At 35.8% G+C, this 19,657-nt stretch carries 24 protein-coding genes and 2 pseudogenes; 3 read left to right on the plus strand and 23 right to left on the minus strand.

Going from position 1 to position 19,657, the window contains the following annotated elements; translation table 11 throughout:
• Positions 1-106: 106 nt before the first annotated feature.
• Positions 107-766, plus strand: a complete 660-nt coding sequence (locus tag EDD72_RS08905; RefSeq protein ID WP_165895030.1) for a 3'-5' exonuclease — start codon at positions 107-109, stop codon at positions 764-766.
• A gap of 47 nt (positions 767-813) precedes the next feature.
• Here the strand turns inward: EDD72_RS08905 and EDD72_RS08910 are convergent.
• The 15 genes and pseudogenes from EDD72_RS08910 to sqr form a co-directional block, all read right to left on the minus strand.
• A pseudogene (locus EDD72_RS08910) lies at positions 814-963 on the minus strand (LD-carboxypeptidase); the annotation flags it as partial.
• A pseudogene (locus tag EDD72_RS08915) lies at positions 960-1,194 on the minus strand (amidohydrolase family protein); the annotation flags it as partial. The pseudogenes EDD72_RS08910 and EDD72_RS08915, both read right to left, overlap by 4 nt.
• 130 nt (positions 1,195-1,324) lie before the next feature.
• Positions 1,325-2,599, minus strand: a complete 1,275-nt coding sequence (locus EDD72_RS08920; protein ID WP_132769479.1) for an HD-GYP domain-containing protein — start codon at positions 2,597-2,599, stop codon at positions 1,325-1,327.
• A gap of 162 nt (positions 2,600-2,761) precedes the next feature.
• Entirely contained in the window at positions 2,762-2,986 is a 225-nt protein-coding gene (locus EDD72_RS08925; protein ID WP_132769481.1) for a hypothetical protein, read from the minus strand.
• A 64-nt stretch (positions 2,987-3,050) separates the two neighbouring features.
• Entirely contained in the window at positions 3,051-3,599 is a 549-nt protein-coding gene (locus EDD72_RS08930; RefSeq protein ID WP_132769483.1) for a GNAT family N-acetyltransferase, read from the minus strand.
• Between the two features lie 25 nt (positions 3,600-3,624).
• A complete protein-coding gene (locus tag EDD72_RS08935; protein ID WP_132769485.1) occupies positions 3,625-4,113 on the minus strand; it encodes an NUDIX hydrolase in 489 nt (162 codons plus the stop codon).
• A 206-nt stretch (positions 4,114-4,319) separates the two neighbouring features.
• Positions 4,320-4,376, minus strand: a complete 57-nt coding sequence (locus tag EDD72_RS13040) for a putative holin-like toxin (protein WP_341539473.1) — start codon at positions 4,374-4,376, stop codon at positions 4,320-4,322.
• Between the two features lie 197 nt (positions 4,377-4,573).
• Complete coding sequence (locus tag EDD72_RS08940; protein WP_132769488.1) at positions 4,574-5,113, minus strand: GrpB family protein; 540 nt, start codon at positions 5,111-5,113, stop codon at positions 4,574-4,576.
• Positions 5,114-5,230: 117 nt separating this feature from the next.
• Positions 5,231-6,592, minus strand: coding sequence for a PFL family protein (locus EDD72_RS08945; protein WP_132769490.1), 1,362 nt, complete (start codon positions 6,590-6,592; stop codon positions 5,231-5,233).
• A 15-nt stretch (positions 6,593-6,607) separates the two neighbouring features.
• Positions 6,608-6,886, minus strand: coding sequence for an ACT domain-containing protein (locus tag EDD72_RS08950; RefSeq protein WP_132769492.1), 279 nt, complete (start codon positions 6,884-6,886; stop codon positions 6,608-6,610).
• A gap of 89 nt (positions 6,887-6,975) precedes the next feature.
• On the minus strand, positions 6,976-7,326 hold the full coding sequence (locus EDD72_RS13170) for a pyridoxamine 5'-phosphate oxidase family protein (protein WP_132769494.1): 351 nt from the start codon (positions 7,324-7,326) through the stop codon (positions 6,976-6,978).
• A 299-nt stretch (positions 7,327-7,625) separates the two neighbouring features.
• Positions 7,626-8,153 (minus strand): superoxide dismutase family protein, encoded by a 528-nt coding sequence (locus EDD72_RS08960; protein ID WP_132769496.1) that lies wholly within the window; start codon positions 8,151-8,153, stop codon positions 7,626-7,628.
• Between the two features lie 173 nt (positions 8,154-8,326).
• Entirely contained in the window at positions 8,327-8,800 is a 474-nt protein-coding gene (locus EDD72_RS08965) for a DsrE/DsrF/DrsH-like family protein (protein ID WP_132769498.1), read from the minus strand.
• Between the two features lie 13 nt (positions 8,801-8,813).
• Positions 8,814-9,131, minus strand: a complete 318-nt coding sequence (locus EDD72_RS08970) for a TusE/DsrC/DsvC family sulfur relay protein (RefSeq protein ID WP_132769500.1) — start codon at positions 9,129-9,131, stop codon at positions 8,814-8,816.
• A gap of 72 nt (positions 9,132-9,203) precedes the next feature.
• Positions 9,204-10,433: a type III sulfide quinone reductase, selenoprotein subtype gene (sqr, locus tag EDD72_RS08975; protein WP_132769503.1), complete on the minus strand. Its 1,230-nt coding sequence runs from the start codon at positions 10,431-10,433 to the stop codon at positions 9,204-9,206.
• 751 nt (positions 10,434-11,184) lie between these two features.
• Between sqr and EDD72_RS08980 the strand changes: the two genes are divergently transcribed.
• Entirely contained in the window at positions 11,185-11,415 is a 231-nt protein-coding gene (locus EDD72_RS08980) for a hypothetical protein (protein WP_132769505.1), read from the plus strand.
• Positions 11,416-11,610: 195 nt separating this feature from the next.
• On the opposite strand, the gene deoD is transcribed toward EDD72_RS08980, so the two are convergent.
• The 3 genes from deoD to EDD72_RS08995 all read right to left on the minus strand — a co-directional run bounded on the left by deoD (position 11,611) and on the right by EDD72_RS08995 (position 13,464).
• The gene (deoD, locus tag EDD72_RS08985; RefSeq protein ID WP_132769507.1) at positions 11,611-12,312 is read right to left on the minus strand and encodes a purine-nucleoside phosphorylase; all 702 of its coding nucleotides are present in this window, start codon (positions 12,310-12,312) and stop codon (positions 11,611-11,613) included.
• A gap of 197 nt (positions 12,313-12,509) precedes the next feature.
• Positions 12,510-12,824: a YbjQ family protein gene (locus EDD72_RS08990; RefSeq protein ID WP_132769509.1), complete on the minus strand. Its 315-nt coding sequence runs from the start codon at positions 12,822-12,824 to the stop codon at positions 12,510-12,512.
• A 22-nt stretch (positions 12,825-12,846) separates the two neighbouring features.
• Positions 12,847-13,464 (minus strand): alpha/beta hydrolase, encoded by a 618-nt coding sequence (locus EDD72_RS08995; protein WP_132769511.1) that lies wholly within the window; start codon positions 13,462-13,464, stop codon positions 12,847-12,849.
• A 130-nt stretch (positions 13,465-13,594) separates the two neighbouring features.
• On the opposite strand from EDD72_RS08995, the gene EDD72_RS12585 reads away from it, so the two are divergent.
• On the plus strand, positions 13,595-13,759 hold the full coding sequence (locus EDD72_RS12585) for a hypothetical protein (protein ID WP_165895032.1): 165 nt from the start codon (positions 13,595-13,597) through the stop codon (positions 13,757-13,759).
• Positions 13,760-13,853: 94 nt separating this feature from the next.
• On the opposite strand, the gene EDD72_RS09000 is transcribed toward EDD72_RS12585, so the two are convergent.
• The 5 genes from EDD72_RS09000 to ribD all read right to left on the minus strand — a co-directional run bounded on the left by EDD72_RS09000 (position 13,854) and on the right by ribD (position 19,508).
• Positions 13,854-15,893, minus strand: coding sequence for a penicillin-binding transpeptidase domain-containing protein (locus tag EDD72_RS09000; RefSeq protein WP_132769514.1), 2,040 nt, complete (start codon positions 15,891-15,893; stop codon positions 13,854-13,856).
• A gap of 129 nt (positions 15,894-16,022) precedes the next feature.
• Positions 16,023-16,499 (minus strand): 6,7-dimethyl-8-ribityllumazine synthase, encoded by a 477-nt coding sequence (ribH, locus tag EDD72_RS09005; RefSeq protein WP_132769516.1) that lies wholly within the window; start codon positions 16,497-16,499, stop codon positions 16,023-16,025.
• 20 nt (positions 16,500-16,519) lie between these two features.
• Positions 16,520-17,713, minus strand: a complete 1,194-nt coding sequence (locus EDD72_RS09010; RefSeq protein ID WP_132769519.1) for a bifunctional 3,4-dihydroxy-2-butanone-4-phosphate synthase/GTP cyclohydrolase II — start codon at positions 17,711-17,713, stop codon at positions 16,520-16,522.
• Between the two features lie 30 nt (positions 17,714-17,743).
• Positions 17,744-18,400: a riboflavin synthase gene (gene ribE / locus EDD72_RS09015; RefSeq protein WP_132769522.1), complete on the minus strand. Its 657-nt coding sequence runs from the start codon at positions 18,398-18,400 to the stop codon at positions 17,744-17,746.
• Between the two features lies 1 nt (position 18,401).
• Positions 18,402-19,508, minus strand: a complete 1,107-nt coding sequence (ribD, locus tag EDD72_RS09020; protein ID WP_132769524.1) for a bifunctional diaminohydroxyphosphoribosylaminopyrimidine deaminase/5-amino-6-(5-phosphoribosylamino)uracil reductase RibD — start codon at positions 19,506-19,508, stop codon at positions 18,402-18,404.
• Positions 19,509-19,657 lie beyond the last annotated feature (149 nt).

Genomic DNA, 19,657 nt, shown 5'->3' on the forward strand with positions numbered 1-19,657 from the left:
TTGTGGAAATTTATAATACAGAACGTTTTTTCCCTGACCAAATGTTGTCATAGGACATTCTTATAATGGAATAAGTAATATAGAAATAGGCTTGGGAGGGGTAAAATTGAATTATATTGTGTTTGATTTAGAATTCACTGTGACGAAAAAACAATATATGACTGAAATAATTGAAATTGGAGCGGTGAAAATAAGAGATGATGAGGGGCGTTTGGAGGTAGTTGATCTGTTTCAGTCTTTTGTCCGGCCACAACGTCATACTACAATATCTTCAAAGACAAAAGAATTCACAGGTATCACTCTGGATGATATTAATCGGGCACCCACTTTTCCGGAAATAATATCTGAATTTCTTTCTTGGATTGGTGATGACGAATACTATTTAATTGCCTGGGGACAGGATGATAAATATCAAATGTTGAAACACTGTAAGCACTATAATCTGTCCTATGATTGGATTAAGAACTATAATGATTTTCAATGGTTGATAACCAAGCGAACAAGTGGAGGCAAACATCAACGAATTGGCTTAGCGAAGGCAATGGAACTATTTGAGATTCCTTTTGAGGGAAGGCCACATCGAGGAATTGATGATGCCTATAATACGGCGAAACTATTTATGACTCTATTCCCTACTTTAATCTTGGAGAAGAATGGTGTAGAGGAGGATTATTTGTATACTTCTCAATTAGTTTACCAATCTGGTGAAGATGCGGGATACCATCCCTTTGCAAATCTTCAAACTTTGTTGCAGGATATAGGATAAGAGCAAGGTCATCGGACCCTGCTCTTTTTTTCGTCTTTTATTTTGTTTGAATATGTCATCACAAAACTGATTCGGTAGTAGATCGCATTACTTAATGCTGTAATATCTGAATAGCCACATAATATTTTTGGATTTGCTTGAATCTACGAATAATCGAGATATCTTAATAATTGATTACTGTTATGCCCACCAACGGTAATTGCGTAACACCAACGAAACTTGGACCAAGAATTTTTAGGGCTTCACGAAGATAATTTTGATCAAACCCCTGAAAAGAACCAGAAACGATTGCTCCACCAGTAATGTTTAGATTACGTGTTCTATTTAAATAATCTTGAATAGTAAAGTTATTAGGAAGAAAACCTTGATTTTTAACTAAAAAAACGATAATCAATAATATGAAAATGAGAATCAAATATTGGAAACATACATAATGTCCCCTTTCGGTATTGTTACCATCCATTTCTCTCATCAAGTTTTTGAAATTTCACTTAATGTAGTCAGAATTTTTATTGAGAGCGATCCTTATCTAGTTCTTTACCATAGATCCTTCCAAATTTACACCCCAGTGTATCCTAATTGATTCATGAATTCTTCATATTCAAGTTCAGCCTGTGCCTGAGCTTCAATACGAGCCAGATTCACTTCATCAAAATATGAGTGAAGCAGATAAACCACATGAGGATCAATCATCGATTTGGAAGCCATATCATCCAAAATACTTAACGCTTTTTCTTTATCCATTCCTTTTCGATAAGGACGATCTTCTGTAATTGCAGTAAATACATCTGCAACTGCCATAATTCTACAACCTAATGTTAATTCTTTAGCAACATAATGGAAAGGATACCCTTTCCCATCAAGCCGTTCATGGTGTGATGAGGCCCAATGGACAATTTCCTCTATATCTTTCATATGTTCTAGTACCCTTTTCGTATAATAAACATGTTGTTTTACAAGGTTGTATTCATCTTCCGTAAGTTTTCCTGGTTTCTCAAGTACTTCAATCGGAACAGCTAACTTTCCTAAATCATGGAAGTAACCTGCAATTCTCATCATCTTACATTTTTCTTCAGTACACCCTGCTAAGCAAGCCAGCATTTCTGCCGTCGCAGCTACACCACTTGAATGTGTAGAAGTAAACCGGATACGAAAATCAATGATTTGTGAAAATAATTTCCCCAATTCTAATAACCCATTCAAATCTAACATAACCACAGTAGAACGAATATGATTTGATAAGATTCGCTCAATAAAAGGACTTATTAAATCAAACCAAAAATATTCTTTTTTTGCTAAAATTTGAAAAACTTCAACTACCTCTGGGTGAAACATATTACCTTTATTTTCATTTATCTTTTCAGTTATAGCCTTAACTTGGTTTAGTATATTCTGTTCAGAACGATTAATCAGAATTTCAATTCGATCAGCAAGATGAAGAATCTGACTTAAAATTGTTACCTGTTGGCGTAAATTTGAATCTTTTATCAAATCAACGTAGTAGGTATGATGATACCGAACGATGTCAGCAACTTTATAAAAAGGTTGAAACTTTTTTAAAAACAAATAACTAATTTCCGCGTGAATATAATCGTAAGATTTCTCAAAACGAGTGAGATCAATTCTTTCTTGAAGAGAGAGGGCGCCAATATCATGAAGTGCACCTGCAAGTATAAGCTCTCTTTGTTCTCTATCTGATAAGCCCATTTCTTTCGCTATCTGGAACGCAATATAGGCAACTCTTTTATGATGATCTGTTACGTTTTCATCTATCAAGTCTATTACACTTGATAAGGCCATTACTAGATCTAATTCATTTATTCTAAAGATCATATCATATCATCTCACCTATCCAAGATTATCCATATAAAAATTATAACTATTTTTATAGGAAACCAACAATATAATCGACTTAATTTCTCAGGAATCTTCTGATCTATCTTAGAATTAATATCTATAATCTGATTTAGTAGATTCACAAATCATTTGTTTAAATTATTGATCCACGTTATTTGAAGGTGAATAACTTATTAAAATCATTGAACGATCGATAAGTAATTCTTTTCCTTGGTATTCGATTACTGGAAGATTCTTTAAACTGTGATCAAGTTTTATTACAGTAAATTCCCGTTCAATGGTTTCATGGGGTAATTTAACTATTATTTTATCCCCTACTTTGATGTCAGTATTTTCTTGGAAGGTCATACATATTTTCCTCATCTTTTTTCCTCCGGATTCTTTTCGTTATTCTTTAAATAGGATCACATATTGTTTAAGGGTTTTTTTAATTTTTACTTTCATTACTCTGAAAATATTCTTCTTTTAGGATTCCCATAACGATCTCATCATGATACTCTCCATCACGATAGACTTCTTTTCGAAGTATTCCTTCCGTCTTAAACCCACATTTTTCGTAACTTTTTATTGCTCGTTTATTAAAAGCAAACACATGTAATCGTACCTTATGAATGTTCATTTGTTCGAAAATGAATCGAATCAATACTTTCATTGCATCGGTTCCATAACCTTTTCCCCAATATTCTTTATCTCCAATAAATATTCCAACAACTGCCACACTATTTTTCCAATCTAGTTTATTTATTCCACATCCGCCGATATATTTGTGGTCGGGTATTGTTTCAATCGCAAAATTATATATGTCTTTGGTGGCGGTATTCGATTCAAACCACTTTTGTTCATCTTCGAATGTATAGAGGTAAGGAATCCCTGGATGCAATAAACGTTTTACCTCTGGATCATTGATATAAATTTGAGCCTGCTCGATATCTTCCTTTCGATACTCCCTTAATCTCACTTTTTCACCTGTATACACTTATAATTCCTCCCAATTTTGAAATCTACTTTGCCATATCCTTTGTTTTCTCTATTGCTTGATACCCTACCATTTGTCCACCTTTAAAAATACAAAGATGCTCATATTGCTTATCATCGAATAGCATTTTAGGTAAGAAGAATGGAATGTTTGATGCCACTCCTTCATTTTCAGGATCAAGAACCCAAGCAATTTCTTTCCAATCTATGATTCCTTCTTCTGTCTTTTTCGGGACTTGATAGAGATAATCTTTTGGTAATTCAGCAAAAAATAAATACATACCACCTTTATGTACTCCATCGACTTCCCATGTGACGGTACCCTTATCTACCACATCATCTAGTAAAATTCCTGTTTCTTCAAATACCTCTCTGATGACGGATTGTTTCAGTGTTTCCCCCTTCTCTAGTTTTCCGCCTATGCCATTCCATCTCCCCATCCATGGAGCTTGTTCTCGATTTATAAGTAGAATTCGATTCTCTAGTTTGATAAAACAGATATTGTATTTGTACATGGTTAAAACTTCCTTTTCCCTTTTCAAATTCTAATCGTCGTGATAAAATTAGTATAGCAAGTAGTTCTATTTTCGAAAACTTCTGTCTATACTATAAAGACCGCAGAATAACTGCGGCCAGTACAACAGATTGCCTCAATGGCAGTCGGCTACTAATAATAAAGGCAAGAAGTAAGACCTCCTGGCCTCCAAGCTCAAGGGAGGTCTTACTTCTTTTTTAAGTAGGAAAGCAAGGAAAGGATGAACATACCAAACATGAACATCAATGTCAAAGCATCCTTTACTTCCACGGCATCACCTCCTCTCTTAGGAGATGTGCCGACCACCCTTGATAGCCGAATCTATTGCATCCATATTATACCATAATTAGTTTTAATAAAATATGTTAATTAAAAGAATACTCTGTTATTTTTTGATAGAGCAAATCGTATTTTTTCACCGTCATAGAATTGTTCCATGCTTATCTCTCTTCCTCCTCGTCCCCATATTCTTTCGCAGCCTTTTGATCAATCACTTTGATAAATTGATCCTTACCCTTAATATATTCCTCAATATCATAGGGATACTTTTTGGCTAGTTCTTCTTTCAAATTGGAATAGAATTCTGCTTCATCTGGATGCTTGATAAGATAATCTCTAAACCGAATGTGCCGATCAATCTCTTTATTTCCTGTTTGAAAGATGTGAACGTGATGTGTTCGATTAAATTCATCCCCCTTTATGAAAAATCTTCGATTCACAATTCCGTTTTCGCCTTTAGAAATATATCCTAATTGGTATAGCTTGTCATTGAAATGATCAACTTCATCTATTTCTTTAACTTCGATTAACATGTCTATAATCGGTTTCGCTTTTATACCAGGAATAGCTGTACTACCGATATGGTGAATATCACTAATTAGATTACCAAATACCTCTCTTAGGATGTTTGCTTCATGATCAAATTGTTGCTTCCATTCTGATTGATGACAAACAACTTCCACTTTTCTCTTAGTTTCCAATGTGTAACCCTCCCTTCCAAACTTCTTTCAATGTTACCCCTAAACACTTGATGAAGAATAGCTATAACTAAAAGTAAAGACGGGTTAACCCGTCTATGAAAATTTTATCTTGATAGATTAATTGTTTAATGCTTGTAGGGGTGCTGGAATTCGCCCACCGCGGTTAATCAATTTCTCTGAAGAAAAACGATTAATTCCCATAATTGGTGCTCGCCCTAGCAAACCACCAAATTCAACCTTTTCTCCTTCAGACTTTCCTGGAACAGGGATAACACGAACGGCAGTTGTTTTTCTATTTATCATCCCTATAGCTGCTTCATCAGCAATAATAGCAGATATCGTTGCAGGCGATACGTCTCCTGGAAGAGCGATCATATCTAAACCAACGGAACAAACACTAGTCATAGCTTCTAATTTAGGTAAACTTAAAGCCCCTTCTTCTACAGCACGGATCATACCATTATCTTCACTTACAGGAATGAATGCGCCACTTAATCCGCCTACATATGAACTAGCCATAGCACCCCCTTTTTTCACCGCATCATTCATTAAAGCTAAAGCAGCGATAGTGCCATGGGTACCTGTACGTTCAACACCAATTTCCTCCAAAATCTCAGCAACACTATCATTCATGGCATTGGTTGGAGCTAAAGATAAATCTATAATCCCAAAAGCAACATTTAATCTTTTTGCCACCTCTCTCCCGATGAGTTCACCCGCTCTTGTTATTTTGAATGCCGTTTTCTTAATCACTTCTGCAATTTCCCCAAGATCGGCATCAGGATAACGTTTTAACGCACTTAAAACAACCCCTGGTCCGCTAACACCAACATTGAGCACGGCTTCCCCTTCTCCTACTCCGTGAAAAGCCCCAGCCATAAAAGGGTTATCCTCTACTGGATTGCAGAATACCACAAGTTTTGCACATGCGATTCCATTCTGGTCAGCAGTAAGTTCAGCTGACTGCTTAATCACTTGTCCCATTAACTTTACAGCGTCCATATTAATTCCACTCTTTGTTGTACCAACCGATACTGAACCGCAAACTCGTTGTGTCGTCGATAAAGCTTCAGGTATAGATTCTATTAAGGTGAGTTCACTTTTTGTCATTCCTTTATAAACCAATGCGGAAAAACCACCAATAAAGTCAACTTCTAAGTCGATGGCCGCTTTATCTAATGTTTTAGCGATTTCAACTGCTTGTTCTTTTGTATAACTTCCCAATATTTCTGCAATAGGAGTAACAGAAATTCGTCTATTTATAATTGGGATCCCAAACTCTTTTTCTACTTCTTGAGCCACTTTGGTTAAATCTTTTGCGTATGTAGTAATTTTTTGATAAATTTTCTCTTTCATCTTCTCAAAATTCGAATCATAACAATTTTTAAGGTTTATTCCTAAAGTAACTGTTCGAATATCTAGGTTTTCCATCTGTACCATTCGGATGGTTTCCATCATTTCTTCTAACGCAAATGTCACTTATACTCCCCCTTTTTATATACGATGCATTGCTTTAAAGATTTCAGCAAGCTGTACATTGATTTTTAAACCAAGAGTTTCACCAAGTTTATTTAAATCCTCCCTTAATTGATCCAACTTTCCTTCTGCATTAGAAAGATCAACAATCATCATCATCGTAAAAAAATCTTGGAGAATGGTTTGGCTAATATCCAAAATATTAATTTGGTATTCTGCTAAAATGTTTGTTACCTTTGCAATAATTCCAATTTGATCCTTTCCTATTACGCTTACTACGGCTTTTCTTTCATTCATATTTTTCCACCTCGATATACCTTTCTTTTAAGAATTTTGATATTATTATGTTCTCAACTTTCACAAAGTGATATGTAATAAATCTTAACTCAAATTGATGTGCCATTGTGATCAAAAAACTCAATATTGACCTTTAGATTTTTATAGAGCAAATCGAATTTTTCCCCTTTCTGAAAGATGATCGACAACTTCAACTTTCCCTTTTCCATATTATCAGTCGCATACTTTTCCAAAAATGCAATTAAACCTACCCTTTTCTCTTCACCTTCAACCTCTCCAATTTTACCAAAAACAATGACACTTTGATACCTCATACTAAATTCCTCAGGCAATGGTTTGGTTTGTCCAACAATGCAAAAGGATACTTTGTTATTTTGGGAAAGAATCTCAAGCTTTTGTCCTTCTAAAGCACAATGAAAATAAATTTTTCTACAGATCAAAATGAATAAGTTATGTTCCGTTCATTTCAATCTATTTCTTTTATTTAAAAAAAAAGGACTTATAACTTATTCGGATGTACCTTTTTATCCTAAACAAGTTATGAAGCACTTTATGTCAATTTTAATTTCAAATATCATCTATAATTCATTCTACATTTCTTTTCATTTTCCTACTTTTCACTGAAATTTTTTCAAATTGCAATCCACTAATATAGATTTGTTTATTCCTATTTAATCGGTATATAGAGATTTTTAATACGTAAAAAGGTCGTCGAGAAATCCCCCAAACGACCTAATTCTTATACCCCAACAATTACTCCACAAGCAATTCGTTTCCCTGCATCACCATCAGGCTGAGTTCTATAATCATCAGGGTTAAGATGTAGAATGACTGACTTACCAATTACATCATTTACTCTAAATTTGTTTGTAAAGAAACTCATTCTAGCAAATCCACCATTGGAGAATATAACAGGGAAATCTCCTGCATGATTGCCGTGTGGTTGGTTCGTTGGATTCCAATGGCCACCGGCTGCTTCAAATGGGGATTGTGGATTCCCTTCTGTGCAATTGCCATTCATATGAATGTGAAATCCATGAGGTCCAATAGGGTCTTGATTTCCCCTTGCAGGCCGATAGGATGGAAGTCCACGCAGTTCTACATAGACCTCCGTTCCATTTGGTACATTTGTAAAAGTAACAAAACCAGAGATTGTAGGAGCTAAAGGTCCACCCTTAATTGCTGCATAAGCCCGCCGATAAACTCGTTGGTTGATATAAACAGGATGATAGGGATTAAAATAGAAGTATGGATCAAACACTGTCATCGTAAACGTTAATCCTCCTTATAATTCAATATCCCTTTATCCTACGTCACGAAGTAGGTACCTGTGCATTTATTTTTCTTTTCTACATACATTGATTTAAAAAAAGAACCAGAGACATTATCTCTAGTTCTTTTTGCTAAAGCTTTCATTTCCTCAGTTTTGCGTCACATTTATCATGTAAAAATAATTTGACCACCAGCAGATAGATTATAAAACTCACCCACAGTAAGAATATCTTCTAACTGGTCGCAAAAGTCTTCTTTTTTCAGTTTAAACATCTCAACAGTAGCTAAACAAGCATAAATCTTACCGCCTGCATCACTGATCATTTCAATAAATTCAGGAACAGGTGGAATATCTAGTTCTTCCATTTGCTGTTTCATCTTATTTGTGACGAATGTTGACATACCTGGTAGAGCACCAATTAAAGCTGGAATACCTAATGCAGGGTTACCAACAGTGTCAACTTTAAGGTTATTCATTTTCTTTTTGGTTATGGCATCTAATCCAAAGAATGTGAAAAATACATTTACCTCTATACCAGCCATTCTTGCGCCATTTGCCATAATCAAACCTGGATAAACACCTTCTAGTGTACCTTTCGAGATTACAATGGATAATTTTTTAATTTTTTCATTCTCAGCCATCCTGCTCCCCCATTTACACACAGCTTGCTGGTTTGCTCAATCCAGCCACTTTTGCTGCTTTTACTAATGGACCATCTGGGAATAATTCATATAATTCTTTGGTAGATATACCACCTACTTTATTCACTCTGCGAATTGTTGGTAATTTTCCGTTAGCTTTGAAGTCATTTTGTAAAAATTCAATGACCTTCCAATGTCTTTCCGTTAATTCCCCAAGCCCAAGTTCTTGTGCAATTTCGGCCGCAATCTCCTTGTTCCATTGATCCGGATTCGTCAGATATCCCTCTTCGTTAACGTCTACCGTATAGCCAGCAATTAACTTTTCAGCCATGATTTTTACCTCCCCTTAAAATATAATTATTTATTTAAGGTAAACTGAATTTCTCTATGAATATAGATACAATTAAAGTTTCTTTCCGCTAGTTTTCATATGCGGTGGAACCGTTGGAATCGGTATACCTTTTAGGAGCATATTCCAATAAATAAACTTAAATGCCATTTTACCTAAGTGATTGATTCTGGTTTCTTTTAATAATGAGAATGGTCCTATACCTGCGAGAGGAAATGTACCTTCTACTGGTTCAACATCATAATTAAAATCAATTAGAAAAGCTTTGTTATAACCAGATTCAATATAGCAATTTGCGTGTCCATCAAATTTGGCTTCTAATGGTTTGTTATTGATGAAACTTATAATATTTTCTGTTAATATTTCAGCCTCAAAATGGGCAACAGAACCAGCCTTAGAAGCTGGAATATCGGTTGCATCACCGATTACAAAAATATTTTCATAGTTTTTCGACTGCAAAGTATGTTTATCTGTTGGAACAAAATTTAATTCGTCACCTAAACCAGAGCGTTCAATCATCTCATCTCCCATATTTGTTGGGATCGTTACCAAAAGGTCATACTCTACTTCTTTACCATCTAAGGATACGAGTTTATTTTGGTCTGCTTCCACATGGCTAACGTTAAAATTTGGTACAATATGAATATTCTTTGTCACAAATAGATTCCCTAGAACTGCCGATGCTCTTGGTTTTGTAAACGCACTTCCCAAAGGTGTAACGTAAGTAATATCCACATCTTTACGAATTCCTTTTTTTGCAAAGAACCAATCGGAAAGGAATAGAAATTCTAATGGGGCTACTGGACATTTAATTGGCATTTCTGCCAAATGAACAACTAATCTACCACCCTTCCACTCTTTCAATTTATTTCTTAAAGCAACTGATCCATCAAAGGTATAGAAATCAAAGATATTTTTTCTCCAACCTTCATCAAGTCCTTCAATTTCCGAGGGAACAATTCTACATCCAGTAGCAATAATTAAAATATCGTAGGGAATGATTTTACCGTCATTTAACTTAACCTGATTCTTCTCTGCTTCGATGATCTGTATAGGAGATTGAATAAACTCAACACCTGGAGGCAAAAATCTTCTTTTTTCCTTAATTACATCTTTTTCAGAATAAATTTCAAATGGTATAAAAAGAAAACCTGGTTGATAGTAATGTTTTTCATCTTGGTCAATAATTGTAATCGACCATTCATTTTTGTTTAGTTTCTTATTTAGATGATTTGCCATCATCGTGCCAGCTGTGCCAGCTCCTAAGATTAAAAGTTTCTTCATTCTTCCCCCCCCAATATATAAAAATGAACTTCTATTTCTGTTTTGTTTATGAGATCATACCCTCCTTTAACTTTTATGAATTAAAAACATTATGTAAATTATTTTTGTTTTTAAGATAGACTAGAATTCATTTATCTTTAATATATTCTCGTTATAGTCTTTCATGTCTTTTGTATCTAAACTTCATCATTCTGTAAATTGTTTGTGAGTGGTGATTTTTTTCGGATAGGAATAGAATTTATTAATCAAAGAAGTCGAATTATGATTAGCTATTGCGTTTAAGAAGTCTTTTGTTGAGGTTATTTGAAGTAAGTAATGATTGTTATTTTATAGTTTTATATTATCATATAATTTTTTTTGGTTAAGATTGATTTTAAGTTCTTTTGTGACAATAATATGAATTCTTTCCCATGTTAAATCCCCTTTAATCACAAATCGAGTAGGAGGGGGACTAAACCCCGTCCTCTCACACCACCGGACATACGGGTCTCGTACACGGCGGTTTGATAACCAAATAAGCGAGTTGTACTCATGTATTGGGCGTAGGATTCACTAAGCTCTCCTAACTTCTACTTTCGAGTTCCACTCTATCCTCAGTTAGGTAGTCCCTATGTAAGGTTGGCAGCTATCTTCATGACTTGCCCTCCCAACAGCTCCTTTAGTTATCGTCAAGTCCTTCCCTCGACTTATCTTTCGAAAAGGTTCCAATGGTACTATGACTTGAACTGACTTCTGGATGTTCAGCTATACCTTGCAGTATAGGTTACCCAGTGAGAAAGTTCATTCTCATAAAGTTCATTCTCATGCTGGACATATCATCCAGACCTCCCCAGGTAAGGAACGGCAACCTTCGTCCCATGTTACTGCTGTATTTACTGCTTGGAGTTCGGGCAGTATTGGACTTCGTTTTGTTTGGCAAACTCGTCCGCTTCAAACAGCCTCATATACAGTTTCTGTTCGTCAGTTCGGGATTTTGCCTTAGGCTTCATTCAGATTCTACGTCACCGTAGACACCCTTGCCATCAGCTAACAGTTCCTACTGCCAAACCTGAAGTGGACTTTCACCACCAAGTTACCGCCCATGCTGGGCTAACCAAAAAAAGCAACATGTGATTGTCACACGTTGCTTTGAGATAACCTTAAGAAAATACCAAATCCATATTTATCGTAATCATTATTATTCAGCTATTTCTAATGCAATTTCAATCATTTTGGTAAATGTTTTTTGTCGCTCTTCTGCAGTGGTTAGTTCTCCCGATACTAGACTATCACTCACTGTTAGTAAAGTTAAAGCATTTACATGATATTTTGCTGCAAGAGTATAGAGTGCTGCCGTTTCCATCTCAACAGCAAGTACTCCAAACTTTGCCCATAGTTTCCAAGAATCAGGGTCATCATGATAAAATGTATCAGACGTAAGGATATTCCCGACTTTAACACTTATTCCCATTTCAACAGCTTTATCATAAGCCTTTTTTAGTAGATCAAAGCTAGCAGTTGGTGCAAAATCTAAGCCATTAAAACGTATTTTGTTGATATTTGAATCAGTAGATGCACTCATTGCTAAAATAACATCCCGAATTTTTACATCCGGTTGAAAAGAACCACAAGTTCCAATACGCATCAAATTCTTTACTCCATAGCTATTGATCAGCTCATCAACATAAATGGAGATGGAAGGAACCCCCATTCCTGTTCCTTGCACAGATACTCTTTTCCCTTTATATGTACCCGTGAATCCATACATTCCACGAACTTCATTGTATTGGATTACATCTTCTAACATTGTTTCAGCAATAAATTTAGCACGAAGTGGGTCACCTGGTAATAAAACTGTTTTCGCAATTTCTCCTTCTTTTGCTCCAATGTGAATACTCATAATGTCCTCCCAAGAATTAGAATCATTAACTACTAAAATGTTCCATCGACCTCAATAGTTTGTCAATTATTTCTAAAAAACTTCTAACTATTTACATTCCATAAGATGTAACCTCTATTCATCATTTTATCCAACGAAAACGTAATGATTCAATTTTTACAAATGATGATATAGAGGCAACTCTAAGTTATATTTCATCATTTCACCTTTACTGCAGTACCTGTTGCAATGCACATCATCATTCCATCACGGAGTGTTTCAAAATCAAGATCTACTCCGACTATTGCATTCGCACCCAAACTTTTAGCTTTATCCTTCATTTCTTGGATTGCTATTTCTCTTCCCTCAGCAAGTTTACTTTCATACGCACTACTTCTACCACCAATAATATCGGTGATTCCTGCAAGAAAATCGCGAACGACATTTGCACCCATGATGGCTTCACCGCTTACGATTCCTAAATACTCTTCAATTGTTTTTCCATCTAACTGATTTGTTGTGGTAATGATCATTCATTTGTCCTCCTTTTTATGATTAATTTAAAACAAAGTTGATGGCTTGATCCAATTTTTTTGGTAAATCTTTTTCAGGAAAAGCATGACCAACACCTAGTTCGATGGTTAACTCACAAGTAAAATCATTTTCTTTACAATGTCGATAAAATTCGACTGCTTTTGAGGTAAAAGGATCCAATTCACCAGCAATCATATACCCTCGAAGATTGAAGTGATTTGCTTGTTTTAGGATAGAAGGATCGAATTCATAAAAAGCTGGAATAACGGAAATAAAACCATTACTCTGAATTTCTCCACTTAGTGCCATTTCAATTGCAAGTCTGCCTCCTTGGGAAGCTCCAGCGATGATGATTCGATTTAAATCGATCGGGTATTGTTGAATTACTTTCTGATATGCTTCCAGGAGTTCTCTCTTTGCTAATTCTTCATCATCCCAACAATAATCATCGGTTGCACACATTTGAGATGATTGGGGAAAAGCCATAATAAAATCGGTCTTTGTTCTCGGTGTTTTCCAATAATCCATAAAGCTAATTGCATTTCCATGTCGCCAATGGATAGAAAAGAGCAATGGATAGTGGCGATCTGGTCGAAAATTGATAGGTGTTTGAACGAATAATTGTGGTACTGAGTTCATTATTTTCCCTGCTTTTCATTCAAGAATTCTTTTTATCCTTCCTTGATTATCATACCGTATTTTTTAGAGAAGATTGAATAAATTTTTGACAAAAAGGGTAAATTTTTATTCAAGGAGGAATCATACATATATGGATAAAAAAAGAAAAAGAACAAACAATAACAAAAAACCGACCATTGCCCCTAGTATAGAAATGGATGATTTAGAAAAAGATGCAACTCCTGAGGAAATAGAGAAAGGCGACTATACTCCCGTAACGAAACTTGTGATCGATCGAGCTTTTGAAGACGAATAGGAAAATCGATATTAGAACTAGGCTGTTGTTGTTTTTATTTTAGAAATGAATTGCCCAGTCAAAAAGACTGAGCATCTCAATTCACACGAATTTTTTATTCTTTAGGATAAAGTTCCTTATGTTGAAAAATATTTTTTACTTTGGAAACGACATAATGGCTCCCACCTCGATTTTGTACATCTTCGATCATCATAACGATCATAAGACGTGGATTGTCGGTGTTTACAGCAATGAACCAACCGTTTTCTATTCCCGTCTCCCCTTGTTTTCCTTTTATTTCGGCGGTACCTGTTTTTCCAGCGATCTTTATTCCAGAAACCCTTGGTTGATATGCTGTGCCTTTCGGATTTTCCACAACTTGAATTAAGTCTTGAAAGATGGTATTCGCTGCCTCTGTTGTGAATAAATTATCTTTCCAAATCTTCGAATCATTTTCACCCTTTATTAGGGTTGGTTTCAAGAGATCACCGTTATTAAGAAATGGAGTATAGGCAATGGCTAAATGCAATGGATTCATCATTACTTCCCCTTGCCCATATCCGGTATCTGCTAATTGGATTTCGTTTTGAAAGTTATCTTTAGCAACCAGTTTAGATCTAGTAATTGGAAAAGGAAACGGTAATGATTCTAAAAACCCGAAATTTTTCGCTTCGATTAAAAATCGATCTTCCCCAATATCCAAAGCCGTTTGTGCAAAATAAATGTTATCTGAATAGATGAGAGCATCTTTCAGATTGACTGGTTTTTCTGGATCTGTAACTCTTTTAATGAAATAATTCCCCCATGATTCATCTTTTTGCCATGACAATCCCTTTATATCTCTCGTCTGATCAGGTTGAATAACTCCTGTTTTTAAACCAATTGCAGCAGTAATTGGTTTGAATGCAGAACCAGGGGTATAAGTTTGAGCAAAACGATTAATCAAAGGTTTTTTGGGATCCTCATTCAACGCTTTCCATTGTTTTTGTGAAATTCCTAAAACAAAATCATTGGGATTAAACGATGGACTGTTTACTAAGGCTAAAACTTCACCCGTCTTTGGATGTATTGCCACAGCAGTACCAGAATCCTTCTGAAATTGACCATATATCTCTTTTTGCAGGTTAATATCAATAGTCAATTGAATATTTTCTCCGTCGATTGGGTCTAATTTGGCTATGACTTTGTGTGCGTTTGTTTTTCCATCAATAATAAATATCTCTCCACCATTTTTTCCTCTTAATTTTTCCTCAAAAATTTTTTCTAAACCAGATTTCCCAACTAAATCCGATTGGGAATAACCTTTATCTTTGAGGCTTTGTAATTCCTCAGCCGTAATGTTTCCAACGTACCCGATTAGGTGGGCAATGATCTCTTTATATGGATAATAGCGAACAGGGACTTCTTGACTTGATACTCCTGGAAGTTTTGTAAGCTGATCGAGCTTTGCTTTTTGATCTTTTGCAATAATTTTTATTGGAACGAACAGGTTTGGCTTCACCCATGGTTCCTCTAATGATTTATTGATTTGGTCGATAGAAATTCCCAACAATTGAGCAATTTTCTCTTTTATTGCCACGTCTGTTCCTAATTTATCTGGGATAACACCAATCGAAATAGCTGAGTCATTAACCGCTAACCCTGCTCCATTACGATCTAGGATTTGTCCGCGTGCTGCTGGAAGAATACGCGCACCTACTCGATCTCCTTCTTTCATCCCAGCTAATATCATTGATGGCTCCCAGACAACATACCAATTTTCTTCTTTTTCCCGTTTCTCTTTGACTAATTTCGCTTTTCCTGTAAACTCATAGGGCCCTGCTAACGTATTCATTTTTACAGAATAGGGAAAGATGATTTCTCCCTTTTCATTAGGCTTCACTTCTTCTTTAGGAGTTTGAAATTTTACATCCAATTGGCTAACCTCGATACCCTGTTCGCCATAAATGGTCTGGTACCGCTTAACAAATTCTTCCTTTTTAATTTTTTGCTGAGTTGATTGTGAGGTAAGGTCATACATACCTGCAAAATCTTGATTTCCCCAACTTTTAATAAAAGCTTGGAAGCGATCTTGCGGTGTAGTTTCATTACCACAACCGATAAAAGAAGTAATGATCAAGAAAAGTATTCCAAATAGAAATAATCGTTTTTTCATCTTATCCTCCTATATCAAAAACTCCCTCCTTTATAATTTGTTCTAGAACTCACTTCCATTTTCCTTTTTTATTAGGTCATTTTTTTAATATCTTCATTTTATTTTACATATTGCTTTTATTCCATATGTCTATTCTTTTTCATCGAATTTTTTTAATACATTAGCCATTTCAATTGCTGTTAAACCTGCTTCCCAACCTTTATTCCCTGCTTTTGTTCCTGCACGTTCAATTGCTTGTTCGATCGAATCCGTTGTTAGAACACCAAAGATTACAGGAACATCAGATTGTAAATTAATGGCAGCTATTCCTTTTGAAACTTCTGCTGCCACATAATCAAAATGAGGAGTAGCTCCTCGAATCACAGCACCTAGTGCTATCACGGAATTATATCGTTTGGAATTGGCCATTTTTTTTGACGCAAGAGGAATCTCAAAAGCCCCTGGAACCCACATGACTTCGATATGATCTTCGTCAACCCCATGACGAATCAATGAATCTTTTGCACCACTTAATAATTTACTCGTAATAAATTCGTTAAAACGAGAAACCACAATCCCAATACGTAACCCTTTTCCAACTAAATGTCCTTCATAAATCTTTGCCATTTTCATCTACCCTTTCTTTTTTAAATATTTAATAAGTGTCCAAGTTTGCTTTTCTTTGTTTTTAGATAATGAAGATTGTTTCTGTTCGGTTCAATAATTAGCGGAGCTCTCTCTACAACTTCTAGACCATATCCTTCAAGTCCCTTTATTTTTCTGGGGTTATTGGTTAATAAGCGAATCTTTCGTATGCCTAAATCTTTTAAGATTTGTGCACCTATCCCGTAATCTCGCAAATCTGCCGGAAATCCTAATTTGTGATTGGCTTCTACGGTATCATAACCCTGATCCTGTAGCTGATAGGCTCGCAATTTGTTAATTAAGCCAATCCCTCGTCCCTCTTGTCGCATATATAATAGAACCCCTTTTCCTTCTTCTTCGATTTGCCGAAGTGCGGCGTGAAGTTGGGGGCCACAATCACAACGATACGATCCAAAAACGTCCCCAGTTAAACATTCAGAATGAACACGAACCAAAACTGGTTGATCACCACGAATTTCCCCTTTTACGAGTGCGAGGTGTTCCTTATTATCTAAATCATTTGTATAAGCAACAATCCGAAAATCGCCATACTCTGTGGGCAGGTTTACTTCTACCTCTTTATGAACAAGTTTTTCTCTTTGATTCCGATAATGAATAAGATCGGCAATCGTGATTATTTTTAGGTTGAATTTTTTTGCAATCTCGAGTAATTCTGGTACTCGTGCCATCGTTCCATCCTCTTTAATCACTTCACAAATGACACCTGCTGGATATGCTCCTGCCAAAATCGCTAAATCAACTGCTGCTTCGGTATGACCTGCTCGTCTTAGTACTCCACCTTCTTTGGCAACAAGTGGAAAGATATGGCCTGGTCGACGGAAGTCCGTTGATATTACATTTTGGTCGATCAAAGCTTGAACTGTTCTAGCTCGCTCAAAGGCAGAGATACCTGTTGTCGTATCTTTAAAGTCAATAGATACGGTAAAAGCCGTCCCGTGGTTATCAGTATTTTGTTGTACCATCTGTGGTAGATCTAATTGATGAGCTCTTTCTTCGGTAATTGGCACACAAACCAATCCTCGGCCTTCTTTAATCATAAAATTAATGGTCTCGGGAGTAGCTTTTTCCGCAAGTACAAGAAAATCACCTTCATTTTCACGATCTTCGTCATCAACCACAATGATGATTTTGCCTTGTTTCAAGTCTTCAATGGCTTCTTCAATTGAGTGAAACACTTCTATCTCCTCCCCTGATTGGTAAGTTCCTTATAGGAACCCATTTTCTTTTAGAAATGATTCGGTTATTTTTTGTTTTACTTGGTCGCGATAATTCAAGAAATTCATGACATATTTTTCAACAAATTTACCAATCATATCTACTTCAATATTTACCGATTGACCAATTTGTTTCGTTGATAAATTCGTTTGTTGGAATGTATGAGGAATAATGGAGACGGTAAACGAGCGACTTGACACATCGACCAATGTTAAACTGATCCCATCTATTGCAATCGATCCCTTGGGAATCATATATTTCAACAACGACGATTCCGTTTCAAATGTAAAGTAGACCGCATTATCGATTGTTTTTTTCTCGATAAGAGTAGCGATGCCATCTACATGTCCTGCTACAAAGTGACCCCCAAATCGGCGACTTGGTGTCATGGCTCTTTCTAAATTCACGAAACTATGAACCTTTAATTCTCGTAGGTTGGTTTTATAGATCGTTTCTGGCATTACATCCACAGTGAATGAAGTAGCTTGATAACTAGTCACAGTTAAGCAAATTCCATTTACGGCAATACTATCACCGACTGATACATCTTCAAGGATTTGCCTCGCTTCAATTGTAAGAACCATTGAATCTCCGGAACGTTTCATTGCTTTAATTATCCCTACTTCTTCAACCAATCCTGTAAACATACTATTTTTCCTCCATCCCTTGATAAGAAGGGTATCCTGTAATACATATGTCATTTTCGTATCTTTCAATTGTAATATCAATTAATTGCACCGCATCAGACATATTTTCGATCCCTTTACCACCTATACTTGTTAGCGAACTGCTACCACCAATTAATTTTGGTGCGATAAAAGCAATATATTTATCAATTAATCGTTCATCAAATAAGCGACCGACCAGTGATGAACCACCTTCTACTAGCACAGAAGTGATCTGATTTCTTCCTAAATAATGGAGCACCTCTTTTAATGGAACATCTTTATCGCCTTTTGTTTGAACGACTTTAATTCCCATATCCTTTAATTTTTCTACTTTTTCTTCCGACGCTTGTTCTGTTGTAAAAATCCAAGTTGGTGCTTGTTGATCGAGAATCAGCTTTGAATCCATTGGAATTTTTAATGTTGTATCAATAACGACTCGAATTGGTTGGATACCTAGTTGTTCCATTCTTACTGTTAGAGAGGGATTGTCTTTTAACACGGTTCCAATTCCAACCATAATTGCGTCATGTTCATGACGTAACTGATGTACATATCTTCTAGCTTTTTCTCCAGTAATCCATTGGCTGTTTCCCGTAAAGGTTGCAATTTTGCCATCTAGAGTCATTGCTGTTTTTACAGTTACAAATGGTCTTTGACTCGTTATATACTTATAAAAAGTTTCGTTTAATCTTTTTGCTTCTTTCTCTAAAACCCCAACAACGACCTCGATTCCAGCATTTTTCATGAGTTCAATTCCTTTACCCGCTACAAGAGGATTGGGATCAACATTGGAAATAACTACTCTTTTTACTTTTTCTTTAATGATTCGTTCAGCACAAGGTGGAGTCTTACCATAGTGGCTACATGGTTCAAGGGTTACGTAAAGAGTGCTTCCTTTCGCCATTTCTCCCGCCATATTGAGGGCGTGGATTTCAGCATGAGGTTCCCCAGCTTTTAGATGTGTTCCCAATCCAACAATTCTTCCGTTATTCACAACAACCGCTCCAACTATTGGATTCGGTGAAGTCTGGCCTTTTGTCCTTTGGGCCATATCTATCGCTAATTGCATATAATACTGATCATTCATAAAGATGATAACCTCCTTTCTCTTCCGAAAAATTAAAAAACCCTAAAGCTGTTGCTTCAGGGTTTGATGTACAGTGGTAAACAAACAATCAGTTAAGTTCCAAAATTCGCTATACGTTCTTCATTAAATGAAAACTCTAAAGATTCCAT

Source organism: Tepidibacillus fermentans, from assembly GCF_004342885.1.
GTDB classification, from domain to species: domain Bacteria; phylum Bacillota; class Bacilli; order Tepidibacillales; family Tepidibacillaceae; genus Tepidibacillus; species Tepidibacillus fermentans.

Bases quoted from the DNA above. Each gene is read 5' to 3' on its own strand.
- EDD72_RS08920 (WP_132769479.1), bottom strand. From the start codon at position 2,599: ATGATCTTTAGAATAAATGAATTAGATCTAGTAATGGCCTTATCAAGT.
- EDD72_RS08925 (WP_132769481.1), bottom strand. From the start codon at position 2,986: ATGAGGAAAATATGTATGACCTTCCAAGAAAATACTGACATCAAAGTA.
- EDD72_RS08935 (WP_132769485.1), bottom strand. From the start codon at position 4,113: ATGTACAAATACAATATCTGTTTTATCAAACTAGAGAATCGAATTCTA.
- EDD72_RS08950 (WP_132769492.1), bottom strand. From the start codon at position 6,886: ATGAATGAAAGAAAAGCCGTAGTAAGCGTAATAGGAAAGGATCAAATT.
- EDD72_RS08960 (WP_132769496.1), bottom strand. From the start codon at position 8,153: ATGACAGTGTTTGATCCATACTTCTATTTTAATCCCTATCATCCTGTT.
- EDD72_RS08965 (WP_132769498.1), bottom strand. From the start codon at position 8,800: ATGGCTGAGAATGAAAAAATTAAAAAATTATCCATTGTAATCTCGAAA.
- EDD72_RS08970 (WP_132769500.1), bottom strand. From the start codon at position 9,131: ATGGCTGAAAAGTTAATTGCTGGCTATACGGTAGACGTTAACGAAGAG.
- sqr (WP_132769503.1), bottom strand. From the start codon at position 10,433: ATGAAGAAACTTTTAATCTTAGGAGCTGGCACAGCTGGCACGATGATG.
- deoD (WP_132769507.1), bottom strand. From the start codon at position 12,312: ATGAGTATTCACATTGGAGCAAAAGAAGGAGAAATTGCGAAAACAGTT.
- EDD72_RS08990 (WP_132769509.1), bottom strand. From the start codon at position 12,824: ATGATCATTACCACAACAAATCAGTTAGATGGAAAAACAATTGAAGAG.
- EDD72_RS08995 (WP_132769511.1), bottom strand. From the start codon at position 13,464: ATGAACTCAGTACCACAATTATTCGTTCAAACACCTATCAATTTTCGA.
- EDD72_RS12585 (WP_165895032.1), top strand. From the start codon at position 13,595: ATGGATAAAAAAAGAAAAAGAACAAACAATAACAAAAAACCGACCATT.
- EDD72_RS09000 (WP_132769514.1), bottom strand. From the start codon at position 15,893: ATGAAAAAACGATTATTTCTATTTGGAATACTTTTCTTGATCATTACT.
- ribH (WP_132769516.1), bottom strand. From the start codon at position 16,499: ATGGCAAAGATTTATGAAGGACATTTAGTTGGAAAAGGGTTACGTATT.
- ribE (WP_132769522.1), bottom strand. From the start codon at position 18,400: ATGTTTACAGGATTGGTTGAAGAAGTAGGGATAATTAAAGCAATGAAA.
- ribD (WP_132769524.1), bottom strand. From the start codon at position 19,508: ATGAATGATCAGTATTATATGCAATTAGCGATAGATATGGCCCAAAGG.